The sequence below is a fragment of the Gloeothece verrucosa PCC 7822 genome, from assembly GCF_000147335.1.
Taxonomy (GTDB): domain Bacteria; phylum Cyanobacteriota; class Cyanobacteriia; order Cyanobacteriales; family Microcystaceae; genus Gloeothece; species Gloeothece verrucosa.
The window spans coordinates 394,759-410,641 of sequence record NC_014534.1 but is presented as its reverse complement, the minus strand read 5'-3'; the positions used below and the strand labels follow the sequence as shown (position 1 = coordinate 410,641).

Annotated in this window: 8 protein-coding genes and 1 pseudogene; 8 read left to right on the top strand and 1 reads right to left on the bottom strand. The window is 38.7% G+C overall.

Annotated elements, in window-relative coordinates:
* Position 1 precedes the first annotated feature (1 nt).
* The 8 genes and pseudogenes from CYAN7822_RS32130 to CYAN7822_RS32095 all read left to right on the top strand — a co-directional run bounded on the left by CYAN7822_RS32130 (position 2) and on the right by CYAN7822_RS32095 (position 8,924).
* The gene (locus CYAN7822_RS32130) at positions 2-805 is read left to right on the top strand and encodes an ABC transporter permease (RefSeq protein ID WP_013335064.1); all 804 of its coding nucleotides are present in this window, start codon (positions 2-4) and stop codon (positions 803-805) included.
* Positions 806-1,134: 329 nt separating this feature from the next.
* Positions 1,135-2,538, top strand: a complete 1,404-nt coding sequence (locus CYAN7822_RS32125; protein ID WP_157872044.1) for a glycosyltransferase family protein — start codon at positions 1,135-1,137, stop codon at positions 2,536-2,538.
* A gap of 119 nt (positions 2,539-2,657) precedes the next feature.
* On the top strand, positions 2,658-3,344 hold the full coding sequence (locus tag CYAN7822_RS32120) for a glycosyltransferase family A protein (protein ID WP_157872043.1): 687 nt from the start codon (positions 2,658-2,660) through the stop codon (positions 3,342-3,344).
* Positions 3,345-3,352: 8 nt separating this feature from the next.
* Positions 3,353-3,910 carry a histidine phosphatase family protein gene (locus CYAN7822_RS32115; protein ID WP_013335061.1) on the top strand — a complete coding sequence of 186 codons (558 nt, stop codon included), beginning with the start codon at positions 3,353-3,355 and terminating at the stop codon, positions 3,908-3,910.
* Between the two features lie 534 nt (positions 3,911-4,444).
* Entirely contained in the window at positions 4,445-5,503 is a 1,059-nt protein-coding gene (gene truD / locus CYAN7822_RS32110; RefSeq protein ID WP_013335060.1) for a tRNA pseudouridine(13) synthase TruD, read from the top strand.
* A 146-nt stretch (positions 5,504-5,649) separates the two neighbouring features.
* Positions 5,650-6,249: a sulfotransferase family protein gene (locus CYAN7822_RS32105; protein ID WP_157872042.1), complete on the top strand. Its 600-nt coding sequence runs from the start codon at positions 5,650-5,652 to the stop codon at positions 6,247-6,249.
* A 465-nt stretch (positions 6,250-6,714) separates the two neighbouring features.
* A pseudogene (locus CYAN7822_RS32100) lies at positions 6,715-7,537 on the top strand (IS5 family transposase).
* A gap of 238 nt (positions 7,538-7,775) precedes the next feature.
* The gene (locus CYAN7822_RS32095; protein ID WP_013335058.1) at positions 7,776-8,924 is read left to right on the top strand and encodes an IS4 family transposase; all 1,149 of its coding nucleotides are present in this window, start codon (positions 7,776-7,778) and stop codon (positions 8,922-8,924) included.
* A gap of 794 nt (positions 8,925-9,718) precedes the next feature.
* On the opposite strand, the gene CYAN7822_RS32085 is transcribed toward CYAN7822_RS32095, so the two are convergent.
* Positions 9,719-14,740: an MACPF domain-containing protein gene (locus tag CYAN7822_RS32085; RefSeq protein WP_013335057.1), complete on the bottom strand. Its 5,022-nt coding sequence runs from the start codon at positions 14,738-14,740 to the stop codon at positions 9,719-9,721.
* Positions 14,741-15,883 lie beyond the last annotated feature (1,143 nt).

Here is a 15,883-nt window from a genome sequence, read left to right as displayed (position 1 = left end):
TATGTTGGATAATTTATTTCTCTATGGTCAGTATTTAAAAGCATCCCTTCGTTCTCAGATGCAATATCGAACATCTTTTATTCTTTTATTGATTGGGAATTTCCTCAGTACAGGACTTGAATTTGTGGCAATTCTTATCCTACTAACTCGTTTCGATCACCTACAGGATTGGAGTTTGCCGGAGATTGCTTTTTTCTATAGTATTGTTAACATAGCCTTTGCTCTGTGCGATACAAATTCTCGTGGGTTTGAACTTTTCCCCAGTTTTTTGAAAAGTGGTGAGTTCGATCGCTTCCTACTACGACCACGAAGCACGGTTCTACAGCTTGCTGCACAGGAAATAACATTACGTCGGTTTGGACGTTTAGTACAAGGATTATTGGTATTATTTTGGTCTGCTTCAGTTCTTAATATTACTTGGCATCTAGATAAAATTTTTTTCTTGATGGCAACTATTTTAAGTGGTGCTTGTCTCTTCTACGGATTGATTATCCTTCAGGCGACCTTATCTTTTTGGAGTACGGAAAGCCTAGAAATTATGAATATTGTGACTTATGGAGGTGTAGAAACGGCTCAGTATCCATTAGCCATTTACCAGCCTTGGTTTCGCCGTTTCTTTACTTTTGTTATTCCCTTGGCTTGTGTGAGCTATTATCCAGTTTTAAATATTCTCGACCATCAAGATCCATTGGGGAGCAAACTGATTTTTCAGTTGATCTCTCCTTTAGCTGGCTTTCTTTTTCTACTAATCTGTCTGCAAATCTGGAGACTGTCCTTAAAATATTACCGTTCTACAGGTAGCTAGAGGCCGGGCAAACGCATCAAAAATGTGGGCAAAATCAAGTTACAATGAGGTGGTTAGATGAAACGGCGATCGCCAAACTAAAAAATAGACTGCAACCCGTTGCACTCGCTTTTCAAGCGTTAGGCAAGAAATAGAAGCCATTATCATATTGGTAAGGATTGGATTTAATATTCGGTCCTCAAAAAAATAATTAATATCATTCATCACCAGCGCGAATATTTATGACCCAATTGATGACTCTTATCAAAGCTTTAGTATACTTTTACACTTTAAGTTTAGTAATAAATATTCTCTGGCGTTTCTACATTGGCCGCTATACCATTGCACAAATGGTTGAACAGCAGCAAAGTATCCAGGAACTAGAAGCCAATGAAAATCATGTTCCTTGTATTAAAATTATTCTGTTTCTTCCCATGCTCGGCGAACAGGAAAATGTAGCTCCGCTACTAGCTGCTATAAATGCTTTATCCTTTTCAGTAGATCGTGTGCTTGTTGTACCTATTACTACTGAGCGAGAAGAGGTAACACAGCTACAGAAAGAAAAAGCTGTTGAAGCTCTAGTAAAGGACTTGAAAGCAGGACATAGAGGGAATGTTTTTTTGTGGAAACATTCATCTAACTTTGCTACCCATCGCCTTCAATCTTGGGCTAAAGATTTTTTAACAAAGCCTCAAGTGGTTGAAAATACTATAAAACAGTTCATTAAAAGACCCTCTACAAAAGACATTATTGAACAAGTTATTAAGGAAATTGACTTTCGCTTTCCCATTTTGCATATTCACTATCCCAATATACATGGAAACAAAGCTAGTCAGATGAATTATGCCTTGAATGTTTTGTCTGAGCAGGGTAGGATTACTACGCCAGACTCCACTTATATCGGAGTGTATGATGCAGATTCGAGACCTTCTCGTCTAAGTCTAATAGCTCTATCCATTGCTGCTAATAAAGAACGTTCAGCAGCGTTTCAGCAATACCCAGTTTATTTACAAGATACAGACAACCTAGACCTATTCATGAAAAATGAGGCTTGGTTACAGACAGCGCGGTCGGTTTGTATTGAGATACCACGTCAACTACAGATTAACGCTGAACTTACACAGGGTAAACGCTATGGGAGAACGTTTACTTATTGTATAGGACACGGCGAGTTTCTCCGCGCAGATTGGCTTTTAAAGGCAGGATTTCCTGAATCAACCCCTATCGATGATCTACCAACAGGGATCATGCTATCCTTAGCAGAGCAAAAGATTGTGCCACTGCCTTTCTTTGATTTCTGTAGTGTTCCAAATCATATCTTTGATTTTATACGGCAAAGTGCAACTTGGTTTGAGGGTCAGTCAGACTATAAACACCCTTATGAACGTGCGGCTATTTATTTTAGTTCTCCAGCTAAATTTCGGCATATTCGAGGTTTGTTTGAGCAAGCTATGGCCAATATTTTGTGGGCTGCCACAGGGCCTATGCGAATTTTGGTTTTGCTAGTGACTCTCTTGACAGGTATGTGGCTAATAGCAGGAGCTATTATAGGGTTCTTCTTTCTTGAAGCTTGGACTCGCTGGTCTTTAACTCGACTCTTATTAGATTCACATCTTTACTCCGACGACTTACCCCGGTGGCCTTTTGCTTTGTCATCCGTAACTCGCCCATTTCTCAAGTCTGTGGGTCCATGTTTGTACCTTCTACGTAAGCTTGTAGCAAGCGAAACGTCAGGGTATAAAACAGAACGTTAATCGTAAATCTACCAGAATATATTTTTTGGCTCATGTTAACATTTATCACTTCTCTGAGGCATCCTCAAAATCGGAATAGTAAAAGCCTAGAACTGGTTACCTCTCTGTTAGAGATAACATTGAAATCCGTTTGTAATCAGATTGATGATCGTTTTCGAGTGTTAGTAGTCTGTAATGAGAAACCAGCGGTAACATTCCAACATTCCAATATTGAGTATCTTGAAGTTGAGCTTCCACCTCCAAGTTCTCTTCAAACTGCATCTATTGGTATGCCAGCATTACGCATCGATCGCGGATGCAAATACCTGCTAGGACTTCAGCATGCAAAAAGTTACCCCTGTAGTCACATCATGTTTTTTGATGCTGACGACTATATTAGCAATCGTTTAGTAGGTTTTGTTGCCAATAACAGTCAAGAAAACGGCTGGTTTTTCAACCAAGGATATCTATATGACCGCCAAAAAGACTCTTTGGGCTTGCTTAAAGAGTTTTATTTATATTGTGGAACCAGTCATATAATTCGCTCTGATCTTTATCAAATCCCTGAAACTTTACCTAATAAACCTTCTCAGAAAGAAATTTTGACAGAGATAGATGAATATTACCTTCTCTATATTCTTGGTAGTCACCGGTGGCTAAAAAAACACTTCGCAGAACAGGGAAACGACCTTAATCCTTTGCCGTTTCCTGGGGCAATCTACCATGTAGGTCATGGAGAGAATCTTTATGCTAGAAGTGGTATGCTTGAAACGCAACCCTGTGAATTAAATGAAACTATCCGGCAAGAATTTTATTTATTTAAGTGAGCTGAATAATGATTGTTATTGTTCGTCATGGTCAAGATGAAGACAATGCCAAGGGGATACTTAACGGGCACAGAGATTTAGGGTTAACAGAAGCAGGCAAGGCACAAATAAAATCTACAGCTACTCAACTTTTGTCTGTTCATCCTGAAGTAATTATCACATCGCCACTCAAACGTGCTTATTTTAGTGCCAAGATAATATCAGAATATTTAAGTTGTAAGCATTTAAAAGTGTGTCCTGAATTGATTGAAAGAGATTTTGGATGTTTAACAGGTAAAAAGATCGCTGACATTCCATATTATTGCAAGCAAATTTTGCAATTTGATGGGGTCAACTATTTTCTAGATGCAGAGGGTTCTGAGAGCTTTCCTCTGCTACTAACCCGGGCTAAAAGAGTTTTGGAAAACCTGAAAACTACCTATTTGTCTCGAAATATTATTGTTGTTACCCACGGCGATCTTGCTAAGATGATCTGTGCCGCCCATTATAACTGGTCGTGGAAGCAAGGACTTCAGACACATAATATTAGGAATGGAGGTTTTATTTACCTAGAAGATCGTTCCTAACTTTTCCCCAATTTCTCAGTCAAAATGTCCTACGAGATGCGCAATGAGCTTTAAATAATTAACGCAGGGCTTGGCTAAACTGACAACTAGAGCGGTCTTGATGTAAAGAAATGAAAAAAATCCGTGTAGCTGAATATGATGGCCTATTTAAATTAGCCATCGCTTGAAATATTAAAAAATTAAATAACCGGCGACAACTAAAACTAATGTATTAAAATTTCGCGCCGATTAAAACAAATATATTAGAAGATACGCGTTGATAGAATGACGGAGTTACGCGTAATATGGCTTGTCCACTGCGATCTCGCTTCGATAAAACCCATCTCTACAACCAGCCAAGCCAAGCACGGTCAAATCTGACCTCGATAATTAAAGAGAAACCTTTACAGAAATAGCTATTTACCCAAATTTTAATATTTCTTTATATTTTTGTCGGCTCAAGTCAAGGATAATAATTGTTAGGTTGCTGAAAAAATCCCACCTGTAAATTTTTTTCTCGTACTGAGTCCAAAAACACCTACAATTACCTAGCTCATGAAATATACAAAATCCATTTTCAAAGTTAAGCATACACCAAAAGACTTTTTAGTTAAAGAAGTTTCTCTGTTTCCAAAACTTTGTGATCGAGAAGATGCTACATACACCTATATTTGGGTAGAAAAAGTAGGATACACAACTTTTGAAGTGCAGCGAATAATCTGTCAATATTTCGATCTCAATCCCAAAGATGTTAGTGCCCAAGGATTAAAGGACGAAGATGGGATTACTCTACAAACGATTTCAGTTCGTAAACACCTAAATCAAAATGATGTTCTTCGTTTTAATAATCAACATATTAATCGTCCTGGTATCTGCACTATCAAAGAAATTTTGGGATACGGAAAAAAAACAGTAACACCAAAGGCTTTACATGGTAATACCTTTACTGTCACAGTTCGTTCAGTCGCAGTAGAATTAGCCGATAAGATAGCAGAAACTTTCCACTTAAATAATGACTTTGAATTTATTAATTATTACGATCTTCAGCGTTTTGGCTTACCCGGTGGACCCTACAACGCCCACTTAATTGGAGAATTAATCATTCAAGGTAATTGGAAGTCAGCTTTAGCAGAATTTTGCTGCACAAAAAACATAACTCCAGAACTCGAAGCCAATCTCCCAACCAATCAATCTGAAGAAAATTGCCGTCACTTTTTTTTGAACCAAGTAGGATATAAACTAGTCTCTTTCTTTATTTCTTCTTACAATAGCAATATTTGGAATCAAAAAGTCTCTAATTTCCTCAAAGAATTATCATATTTAAATACAAAAGATTTACCAGAGCTTGAACTAGGAAAATTGCAAATTCCGACGACGAACATAACACAAATCCCTTTGTATTTATCCATAGATGCTTTTCAATTGAAGGAAGAAGGAAACCTAGTTACATCTAAGAAAAACCGTCTTTTAGTAGTCCCAACCAAAATTTACTGTCAAGAGCCAGAATCCGATGAATTTCACCCAGGTAAAGTTAAGCTATCCATGTCTTTCTTTCTCCCTACAGGTTCTTATGCTACAATGCTGCTCAAACAAATTGAATGTCGGTTTCGTTAAACTGAGTAATAAGTTTTGAGACTTCTTTAAAAAATTTCATGAAATCTTCTCATCTCTCAACACAATCACCAATTTACATAATTGTAGGTGGACCGCGGTCGGGAACTTCTGCTCTAGCTTTAGTATTGCGCGAACAAGGTATCCAAATGTTTGTTGGCAGTGACTCACCAGATTTAGATTCTCCAAGTGGAAACCAAGAAGATGCTCTAGCTCGTTTAGTTCACAACAGACTTATGGGGCGCAATGGCTTGGGAAAAATATGTAACTGGGATAACCCGCGCTACGTATTGGGAAGCAATCCTGATGCTGTACAGCACATTAAAGCTTATATCAATTTCAGGATTCGCAATCATACTGGGTCATGGGGGCTTAAAGATCCCCGTCTAAGTTTTTTGATCGAACCTTGGCATATGGCAACTCAAGCCATGCCTGTCTATTGGATTCATATTTACAGAGAAAATAAAGATGCCATGGTTCGCAGTTTGATTGCTATGTTACCAGCAAAATTACGTTACTGCAAGGACGACCAAGGTTTATATCGCCTTGCTGCTAATTGGGCAGAAACGTATGTTCTTGCCATTGAACTGGGATTTGCTCGTATAGGTATCCAGCCGTATCAATTAACTTATGAGGAGTTACTGACTTTGGAAGGACAAGCTAGATTGAGCAAGCAGTTTAAGTTTCAAGTTCCTATTCGTTGCATTCGCCCTGACCTCAATCGTAAAGGTGATCGAACTTTTTGTTGAAGAAGGGATTAATCAAGCCGAAGACCGCAGAACTTTAAATATTTCATATCTAGGATGTTTTAAATTGGATAAAAGCGGAAAAATTTTCGACACAACTTCACTGCGGGCAGAAGTTTAGAGGCAAAAAATAGAAATTAACTTAATAGATGCAAGAGCTAGAAACTTCTGCTTTGACTGTACCTGAATAAAAAAAATAAAACCTCCGCAGTTACAGCACCTACGGAGATGGCTACATTGCTGTCATTGCCCTTCCTTCTTAAAAACAGGTTGGCAGAGAAAGTTAATAGACCTCTTGCAAAATTTTTTCGTGATATAATAAAAAATTGTCCATTTTTTGAGTTTGCCAGGGAGCAACTCTCATCAAACAGCGATCGCTCTTTAAAAAAAAGTTAACGAAGGGAAGAGAACAAAAATAATTGTATAATTATCAAAGACAATTATTGAGCAAATAAAATTAATTTAATCGTGAAATATTGGCAAGCTAAAAAATTACCGTCAACAGAATTTAAGCGTTTAACAGGAGTTAAAAAAAACTTTCAGAGTGATGGTTCGCACCGTAAAAACTCAAGAGCAAGAAAAAAAGAAAGTAGGGCGTAAACCCAAATTAATCGTCGAAGACCAAATTTTAATTATGCTTCAATATTTGAGAGAATATAGGACTTATTATCATATTGGTTCAGATTGGAAAATATCCGAGTCATCTGTCTGTCGGATCGTTCATAAAATAGAAAATATATTAATTAAATCTCGTCAATTTCGACTACCTGGAAAGAAAGAATTATGGCAAACTAAGACGGAAGAAGAATTGGTAGTAATGGATGTTATGGAAAGTCAAATTGAAAGACCATTAAAGCGTCAAAAACAATTTTATAGTGGAAAACAAAAAGAACATACACTAAAAACACAATTGATAATTGGACAAAAAAGTGGTTTAATTGTGTGCCTAGCCAACGGAAAAGGAAAAACTCATGATTTTAAACTCTTCAAAAATAGTGGAGTAAGATTTGGAGATTTAATTAAAGTTATTGCTGATAAAGGTTATCAAGGAATAGTGAAAATTCATCAATTAAGTAAAACACCGATTAAGAAGAAGAAAGGAAAAAAGTTAACCCAAGATGAAAAAATATCGAATCGTGAACTTAATCGATTACGAGTTATAGTAGAGCATATCAACAGACGATGAAAAATCTTTAAAATACTCTCTTATCCTTATCGAAATCGTGGGAAGAGATTTGGATTAAGAGCGCACTTAATAGCTGGAATTCATAATTACGATTGGATTAATTAACTTGTAAAAAAAAATTATTTAACCCCTAGTTAGTTGAGCTTTTAATTATTAGCTTAACTGTTTCAGTATGGTTATTTTTTTGAGGTTGCAAATTGGCGATCGCTTCATTTAATTATTTAGAAAAATCGCTGGGGGGGCGACACTGAGGGTTAAAAGCCTTGTATAATCAGGGGTTGAGTCGGAAAAACGCCGTCAAGATCGGACGGCGTTCTCAATAAGCTTAATTTATTGAAAACAAATGATTCAATTGCCCCAATTGTACACCAAACATCTCAAAAAACATTTAAATTCTATTCAGTTTTTAATTCTTTCAATCCTCATTAATTTGATTCAAGAACATCGGTGGATAAAATTGGAAAACCTCGCCTTCCAATTCCCTAGTCCCATCAAAGAGAAGAGTCGTATCAAAAAAATACAACGATTCTTGCCATTAAAGCAGTTAAACATAGAAACATTGTGGTTTCCTATTATTTTAGAATGGATAGAAAATCAATATGAAACCCAAGAATGTTTATTTTTGGTGATTGATAGAAGTCAATGGCGATCCATTAATCTTTTAATGGTGAGTTTAGTTTATAATAAAAGAGCTATTCCTTTATACTTCAAATTACTACCGAAAAAAGGAAATAGTAATTTACAAGCACAGAAAGAAGTTTTAAACCCTGTAATTTCTTTACTAGAAAATTATAAATTAGTAGTTTTAGGAGACAGAGAATTTTGTAATGTCGATCTGGCTAGATGGCTTGGTGAAATGAAAACACCCTTTTCCTTAAGACTGAAAAAAAATGAATATGTGGAGCTAGAAGAACACATTTGGTTTCAATTAAAAGATTTAGGATTAACTCCGGGTTCATCGTTATATTATCAAGGAGTAAAAGTTACTCTTTCTAAGGGATTTGGGGAAGTTAATTTAGCTGCAAAATGGTCACGAAACTATCGAGGTAAATCACAGAAAGAACCTTGGTACATTTTAACTAATTTAAGAAGTTTATCAGCAGCAACTGAAGCTTATTCTCAGAGAATGGGGATTGAAGAAATGTTCAGGGATTTCAAATTAGGAGGCTATAATATAGAAGGGACTCAAGTAACTGGGGAAAGATTAATAGCTTTGATATTATTAGGAACTCTAGCTTATTCAATGGCGACTTTTCAAGGAAATCTAATCCTAAGAAAAGGAGTCGCCCAGTATGTTAGTCGTCCATCTGAATCAAAACGTCGTTATAGAAGAAATAGTGGTTTTTCTATTGGTTTGAAAGCTAATTCCTGGCTTAATTCATTGTCATTTTTTGCTCATGAGGTTGAACAATTGATCGCTTTTGTACCTCAAAAACGAGCTTATTATTCCAGAGGTCTTAGGGCTGCAACTATTATTCAATCAGCTTTTTGACCTCGTGTGTAGCCCCCCCAGGAAAAATCGATAAATTTGGGTTATCTTATCAAGCCAAGCTAGAAAAAAAAAGCTACTTATTATAGCACAAAATATTTTTGCAAGAGGTCTAGTGATCGATTTTTTCGAGCAGTCTTTGATGGCGATCGCTGGTCATGGGAATTTTTCTACCCCTTCTCTTATTCCTAATATTTGATACCTGAATCCTTACCAAACTCCAGATATGATCCGAAAAGAAATTTATGCTTATTTATTAGCTTATAATTTACTCAGGTCGGTTATGTATGAAGCTAGTCTGCATTCTGGCTTGAATTCCCTTCGTTTTTCTTTACAAGCTACTAGACAACACTTAAATAACTTTAGCCCAAAATGGATTAATAAAACTAAAGAGAAGAGACAACGATTATACAAAATACTGTTAAAGAAAGTGGCTGAGAGTTATCAAAAAAAAAGGAATGGCAGCAAAAAAAAAGGAATGGCAGGGTTGAACCTAGAGTCAGAAAACGTCGCCCGAAAGCTTATCCGTTGATGCAAGAGCCTCGCGCAGTTCTCCGACAAAAAATGAAATCGGCTTGAGGAGAGGGTTTCGGCTTAAGTTAGCGACATTCGTCTAAACAGAAGTATTTAGTAAGGCTAAATAAATTTAGATGCGTTTGCCCTGGATCTTGGTTGAATCTCATTCTTACTCTTCTATTCCTTTGCCCTTTGCCCTTTGCCCCTTCCCCTTTCCCGACTCCGTAAGACTTTCAGCTTAAGTTAGTGGCATTCGATCATACTTGATTTAAGTTAGGCGATCAGACATTGCTAAACGTACCAACGATTAGTAAGTCACCAGGAACGTAGGCAGCACTGAAATTGATGTAATTGTTCGATGGGAACAGTAGGTTTTTCAGAGCAAACACTGAAATTGGCTGAAACGATACATTAAGCTGACTGACAATTTGCGAAGGAACTTGCGAATTGATCTTCTGGTTCACTTGCGCTTGCAAATCGTCAGAACTGCTTGGACCGCCGCCCGACATATGCCCAGTAATTGTCACAGCCTGATTGTCTATGTTAATATAGACAGTCTGCTCCCGGCCAGAGCCGCCAACACCGAGAGGTAGGTTGGCAAGAACACCGACCGATACATCCGTGGACATCTTTGATTCAGTGCATCTTGTTGGTGAATCGAATAGAGAATAAGTTGTGCGGCAGTTTTTCTGAATATAATTTAACGAGTTTTTCTGGTTTCCACTCAGTTTCATCTTGCCAAGATTTGTTGCCTCTATTGTCATGCCTGCGAGAGACCATGTGACAGTGTTTCCACCTGGAATGTAGTAGGTAGTAGTATCTGTCCACGTCGAAGAATTATAACCACCGCTGATTTGGCTATTCAATGATGTGAGATCTACGTTTCCAGAGACATCAGCCTGCGTGAATTTGGCAGTCCACGCCTTTTTGTCATTTACGGGGTCAATCCCTTCAATCTTCCAGTTCTTTTTATTGAGACTTTCAGGGAGTAGGGAATTGAAAAACAATCCTGACTTCACCATGAGGGTGCACTGTGCTCCTAGCGGGATTGGTTCGGAGATATTGTTGAGGAAGGTCTGGGTGTAATCAAGCAAGTTGCGATTGCCCGTCTGAATGAAAAGCTGCAACATTTCCTTGCCAGAGGGTGTTTTCAAAGGCTTGAAATAGAAACTCTTTGGCTTGAGATTATCTAGGGTTGGCACTTGAGTAAGATCGAGCTGATTGATCAGAAAGAGCACCGGATTGTTGACAAAATACGCCTTCAATGTCAAGTTGAATGCAATCTTTTCGTCATCACTGAGATCGATATTGCTGATATCAAATGTGCCAGTCTGCATGTCTAGTTGAACTTTCAGTACATTATGATTTCCGCTACCGGTTTGAACCGTTCCTTGAATCATGCCTATCTTAATATTAGCGGTTAATGTCTCACCATTAATAGCTGTAGGTGACTTGCACTTTTCGTCTTCATTCTTATCTTTCATGCATTTTTGAATATTACCACTCAATATTTCCATCGTAAGTTTAGCGTTAGTTGGGTTATTGCTAGAAAAGCTCAGAAGAGGATAGCCATATTCAATACCGAACTTGTTTATGAGCCAACGACCCTCTACCCATTCATCCGCCTTCTTTGTCTGAATTTGAATGATGTTCTTATAAGTCGTGCTGTTTTTCAGTTCCTCATATTGCTGCTCCAGAGACTTATTTATCTGCTCCAGAGACATATTGAAAACAACGTCCCACCCGTTGGTGCAAGACCCCTGAGCATTCAGTTGGGATACTAGATCGGGAACGGAAAGTTGTGCAGATATTGTGCTAAATGAGGCCGAGGCAGATCTCTTCTGCCTTTTGTTCTTGGCAAGTTTACTCTCCGGTTTATCCATCGGTTTATCCACAATTCGCGCTTTGAGTACGAAAGACAACCGGATCCTCAGATCAGAATTCTTGAAAGTGATGCCCTTGTTTGTCTCGGTATTTGGCAAAGCAATCTGCCAACTTGAAAAGGGAGTGACTGGGCTGACACCTTCAGACCATGAGACTCCACCATCACTAAAGTTCCGAGTACCTGTTTCAATGTTATATTCGTAAACCCGCTCCCGCCAAGGAGTGCGGAAAGTTAAAGCTTTGCGCTTTGTATCGCGATCATTGAATGGAGTTCCCTGGTAGGTAAGTTGTACTAAATACTTCCCGCTATCAGTGGACTGAATCCCATCAATCTCGGCAACAACTGAAACCACCCGTGCATTGACATATTGATAAAATTCCCTGGCATCTAAATGGACGCAGAAACTAAACCGATTGTCGTTGATTAAATCGGTGGGACTAACGCCATCAATGACATACGAGATTTGATTAGTAGTGGAAGATTGATACTGGCCAAGTTTAGACTTTGCTTCGATAGTAGTTTGCTGCTGGGTAACCAAAGCACCGTAGAATTTCAGCAGGCTGAAGGAAGTAATGGCAGTTGCAGGTTGCAGGTTGGCATATTGCAAGGCCTGGTCTTGCATTAGGAATGCTTTTGCTAAAATCGTCAGCATTTGGTTTTGGATAAAGACCAAATTGCCTGTAAGTCCAATTAGATCGATCTTCGATTTGTCTAGATCCTCAATTTTTGCTGGACGTAGAGCACTCTTAAGATCGTCGAGTCGTTTAGCTTGGCGATCATTTATCTCTTTTTGTTGCTGATTGGTATAAATATCCCGTTGGATCTGGTGTAGCGCAGATTTGGCAGTAGTCAGAGCCTTACCACGCAAAATCAAAGTCTTGAAGGCTGCCTGTAGTTCCGCTTTAGCTGAATTGACTGTTGAATCGCTAGGTCCAGTCGCTATGATCAAATCAAAATTTATGGACATCTCATCCCATGACAGGCTGGAGGGACTGCCAAACTGTGCCCCATCTAAACCATCAAAGGTTTTCTGAGCATCCTTAAGCTTGTCCACTTCAGCCTGGATGCCAGAATAGAGCTTCCAAGACGCGTTCAGCACATTCAATGTTTTTTGGATCAGCTGCGCCATCTTACCCAGATCTTTGACTGCTGAGATCGAAGACGAGGGGATGAGGATACTTGTACCAAGGCTAAAAACATTCGTTGCGACATCAAGACCAAACTTAATTGCCTCTATCGTTTCCCACTGCTGAACGGCTGTTTTGTATGTCTGAACTGCCGTATTAACGACAGCTTGCTGTTTAAACAACTGTGCTTCAATCTTGGCAACTTGGGAATTCTGTTCCTCGGCTTCAGCTTTTTGCTGAGTGATGAGAGAATCGTAATTGTCTGCCATATCCTTTTGCTGCTTGGCATTGGCTGCAATCAGGTTACTTAGAAGTTTACCTGATTCAATAATGTTCTCGTTGAGGGTGTTAGCCACATTAATGACTAATTCTTCCTGTCGGCGAGCCTCAATTTGCTGCTGATACTCATTAATTTGCTGCTGAATAGCTAAGGAAAAATTAAGAATTTTTTCAACCAGTTTTTCATATTCTGTGGAAGGTAGGATCGGCACAAAACTGCCGTAAGATGGGTCTGTCGCATAGTGAGCGAGATCGAGCGCTCGCACCCGCAAAATCAACAGCTCCTGATTTTCCGTCACCGCGGGGATGAATTTGGCAATCCACTGTAGATAATTCCGCACCAATATCTGAATATCATAATTAGGACAGGCAGCCTGGTTACTGACCACTGCCTCTGCAAATGTCATGGAGAATTGCAGACTATCAACTAGGGATGGAAGTGCGGTAACAGGAGGAACCTGACGCACATCGCTTACAACAATCGGCTCTGCATCCCTTCCCTCACCTGAAAGACCGTATTTCAAACCATCAACAATTACATTATATTTAGTATTCGCTTGATTGCGTACAGCTAAGGCACCGAGAAACTCACTACAGGCTACCTCGAACCCATCATAGGCAGCATCGTTTAACATTATGGTTTTTGGTTGACCAGAGTTAGAGGGACGCATATCCAGTACCTGACCAAAGAGACGGACGTTATTACCTGGGAGTTTTACCGTGCCACTAGCTGAAGAAGATAGCACATTAGCAAACAGGGTAAAATCATTCACTTCTTCGGGAGCAACAAACTGCATATCACCAATATCTATCCTGGTTTTATAGACATTGATCCTGGGCGTTCCAATGGTTGACAACAAGCCGGGTTGATCTTCTGGGAGCATTGCCACAAAATCGCGGGTATCATAAACCTTGAAATTAGCCTCTATTGAGGACTGGTATTTCTGAACAAAAGCTGCACTTATCACGCGCTGCCAAATCAAAGCCCGCTTGAATTCGACAAGGAGAGTCATTGTGCTCAATTGTACGCGAATAGGTACTTTGTCTTGGAACTGTTCCTGGAGATCGCGGAGGCCTAGCTTTGCCTCGTTGCTAAAAAGTGCAAAAACACTATTAGTTTTAGACCAAGTGGTTTCCAGCCATTTATCTTCCTTAAACGTCTGCCTAAAGATAGATGAATTACTCAAGTTGAGAATCTGACCATACTCTTTAACAAAGCCAAATTCGCCCTTATTCAGGTCAGTCGTGTAATAAACAAAATTAACAGACTGTGATCCCTCTAGTGAGTTTTCGCCACTGGGATTGGAATAGGCTTTCTTAACCCGTTTAAATTTTGCAGATGGATAGGCAAATACCTGCATAATTGTGTCACCAACGTCCACTTGTGATACAAAATGCGTACCCCAAGTTTTAAAGTGATCGAGGTAACTTGTTACTTGTTTTTGTCTTATAGCGTCTCCATAATCTTGCTCCATACTTTTGCCAGAATGCCGCAGTTTGATCATGGCATGGTTGAAATCTTCTGTAATGCCATAATTAGGGTCTAGATTCTTGGGTCTGTAGTGTATCAGAATATCCTGTTTGACTGAGGCATGAGTGATAGAGCCATCTTTCCGAGTCAGCTTGACTAGTGCGTAGCGGTAATCAGGATTGGATAGGTCAACACCAATAGTTTCTGAAAGTTGCTTTACTGCCTCCTTGTTGCTCACCCCACCCATTACCAATGCCCCAGCAGGAAGGGTAGGCACATGACATTCAGAAGAAGGGTTAACAACCTCATAAGGAATCAACTCAGTTAACAAGCTTTGCACACTTTCATGCAAAGTAATAACCGGATATTGCCACTGACCTCGATCTTGCACTGTTTCCGATTCCGATGTGCAATTGCAACATTGTTGAGAGGGTGAATATAAAATGTTCAACTTGCCACTTGCGGGGTTCCAATCAGAATTTAATCCTTTAATTAGGTTAGCTGATAGACCAACATGAATATTATTGAAAGGATTGCTCATTGTGTTCTACTATTTGGGATTTGACTGAGATAGTTTTTACTAATATCGACAGTAGTCATTAATTCCTTTTGCTCATAAGAATTTTTTCCGCTTGACAAAAATAACTCGCTTCGGATTTTTTCTTTTATACCTATTAGATGTTTTTCATTCCCAATTTGGGAATTTTTCCATTTACAGATAATTTTTCAGAAAGTTAGGGAAAATCTTGAGAATTGTTCGTCTTTTTTTAAGACCATCAACTAAATTTCATAATATCATCTACCTTTAGACAGTTGTCAAGATAAAAAAAAATAACATTTGAGCAATAATTATAGATTTTTGTCTATGAAAATCTGTGTTAAACAAAAATATCGATTAACATGCTCTATAACATCATTAACACCCTTGATGTCTAAGAGTTGGGAAAAGTTGAAAAGCGGCGAATCAACTGAAAGTAGCACTCTTTTAGCCCCTAAAAAATAACCGTCCCCGAAGAGGCGGTTTTATGATACTATTGAACTAACCAATCAGGTTTTTAGTGCGCCCTATCCAGGTGAGCAAATACCCAAGAATAGCACGATATCCACTTAATACCGCGTTTAGGAGCAAGATCCATGATGGATATAAACAGTTTTCAAGACAAATTCATTTAGTCAAAAAAAATTAAAAGTTTACCTTTAATTAAACATCTGTTAACTTTTGAGCTAAAGAGTGAGAAGCTAGAAAAATTGTGGTTATTGAAAGCCCTTGTACAGCATTTAAACTCAGTTTCCGCAAAGGCAAGTAACTGGTGGTGAATTAAGTTTCAATTTACTTCAGGTGCTTGGAATGCAGAGATGATCGTAGTATGCTAGTAAATATTTTCTGTTTATTGTTATGTTGAGTGAGAGACTACAAGAAAATCCTCTAAATGACGAGAATCACTGTCTTACAAGCCTCGGAAACTTTTTGACAGTGATTCTATTGGTGGATTTCCATTTGTTTCTCCTTTCAACGTCGAAGGAGGGAACTATGAACCAGAGCTAAAAAACTTAGAGTCGATGAGGAAGTCACCAACCTTCACCTCTCCTTCAGAACCGCACGTGAGAGTTTCCCGCTCATACGGCTCCTAGTCCGTGTCCTTTACGCCTTTCGAGCTTCAGCAGTTCTATCGAGTTGCCTCTT

Excerpts from the sequence above, each read along its gene's own strand:
- CYAN7822_RS32125 (WP_157872044.1), top strand. The coding sequence starts at position 1,135 with ATGGTTGAACAGCAGCAAAGTATCCAGGAACTAGAAGCCAATGAAAAT.
- CYAN7822_RS32130 (WP_013335064.1), top strand. The coding sequence starts at position 2 with ATGTTGGATAATTTATTTCTCTATGGTCAGTATTTAAAAGCATCCCTT.
- truD (WP_013335060.1), top strand. The coding sequence starts at position 4,445 with ATGAAATATACAAAATCCATTTTCAAAGTTAAGCATACACCAAAAGAC.
- CYAN7822_RS32085 (WP_013335057.1), bottom strand. The coding sequence starts at position 14,740 with ATGAGCAATCCTTTCAATAATATTCATGTTGGTCTATCAGCTAACCTA.
- CYAN7822_RS32105 (WP_157872042.1), top strand. The coding sequence starts at position 5,650 with ATGTTTGTTGGCAGTGACTCACCAGATTTAGATTCTCCAAGTGGAAAC.
- CYAN7822_RS32095 (WP_013335058.1), top strand. The coding sequence starts at position 7,776 with ATGATTCAATTGCCCCAATTGTACACCAAACATCTCAAAAAACATTTA.
- CYAN7822_RS32115 (WP_013335061.1), top strand. The coding sequence starts at position 3,353 with ATGATTGTTATTGTTCGTCATGGTCAAGATGAAGACAATGCCAAGGGG.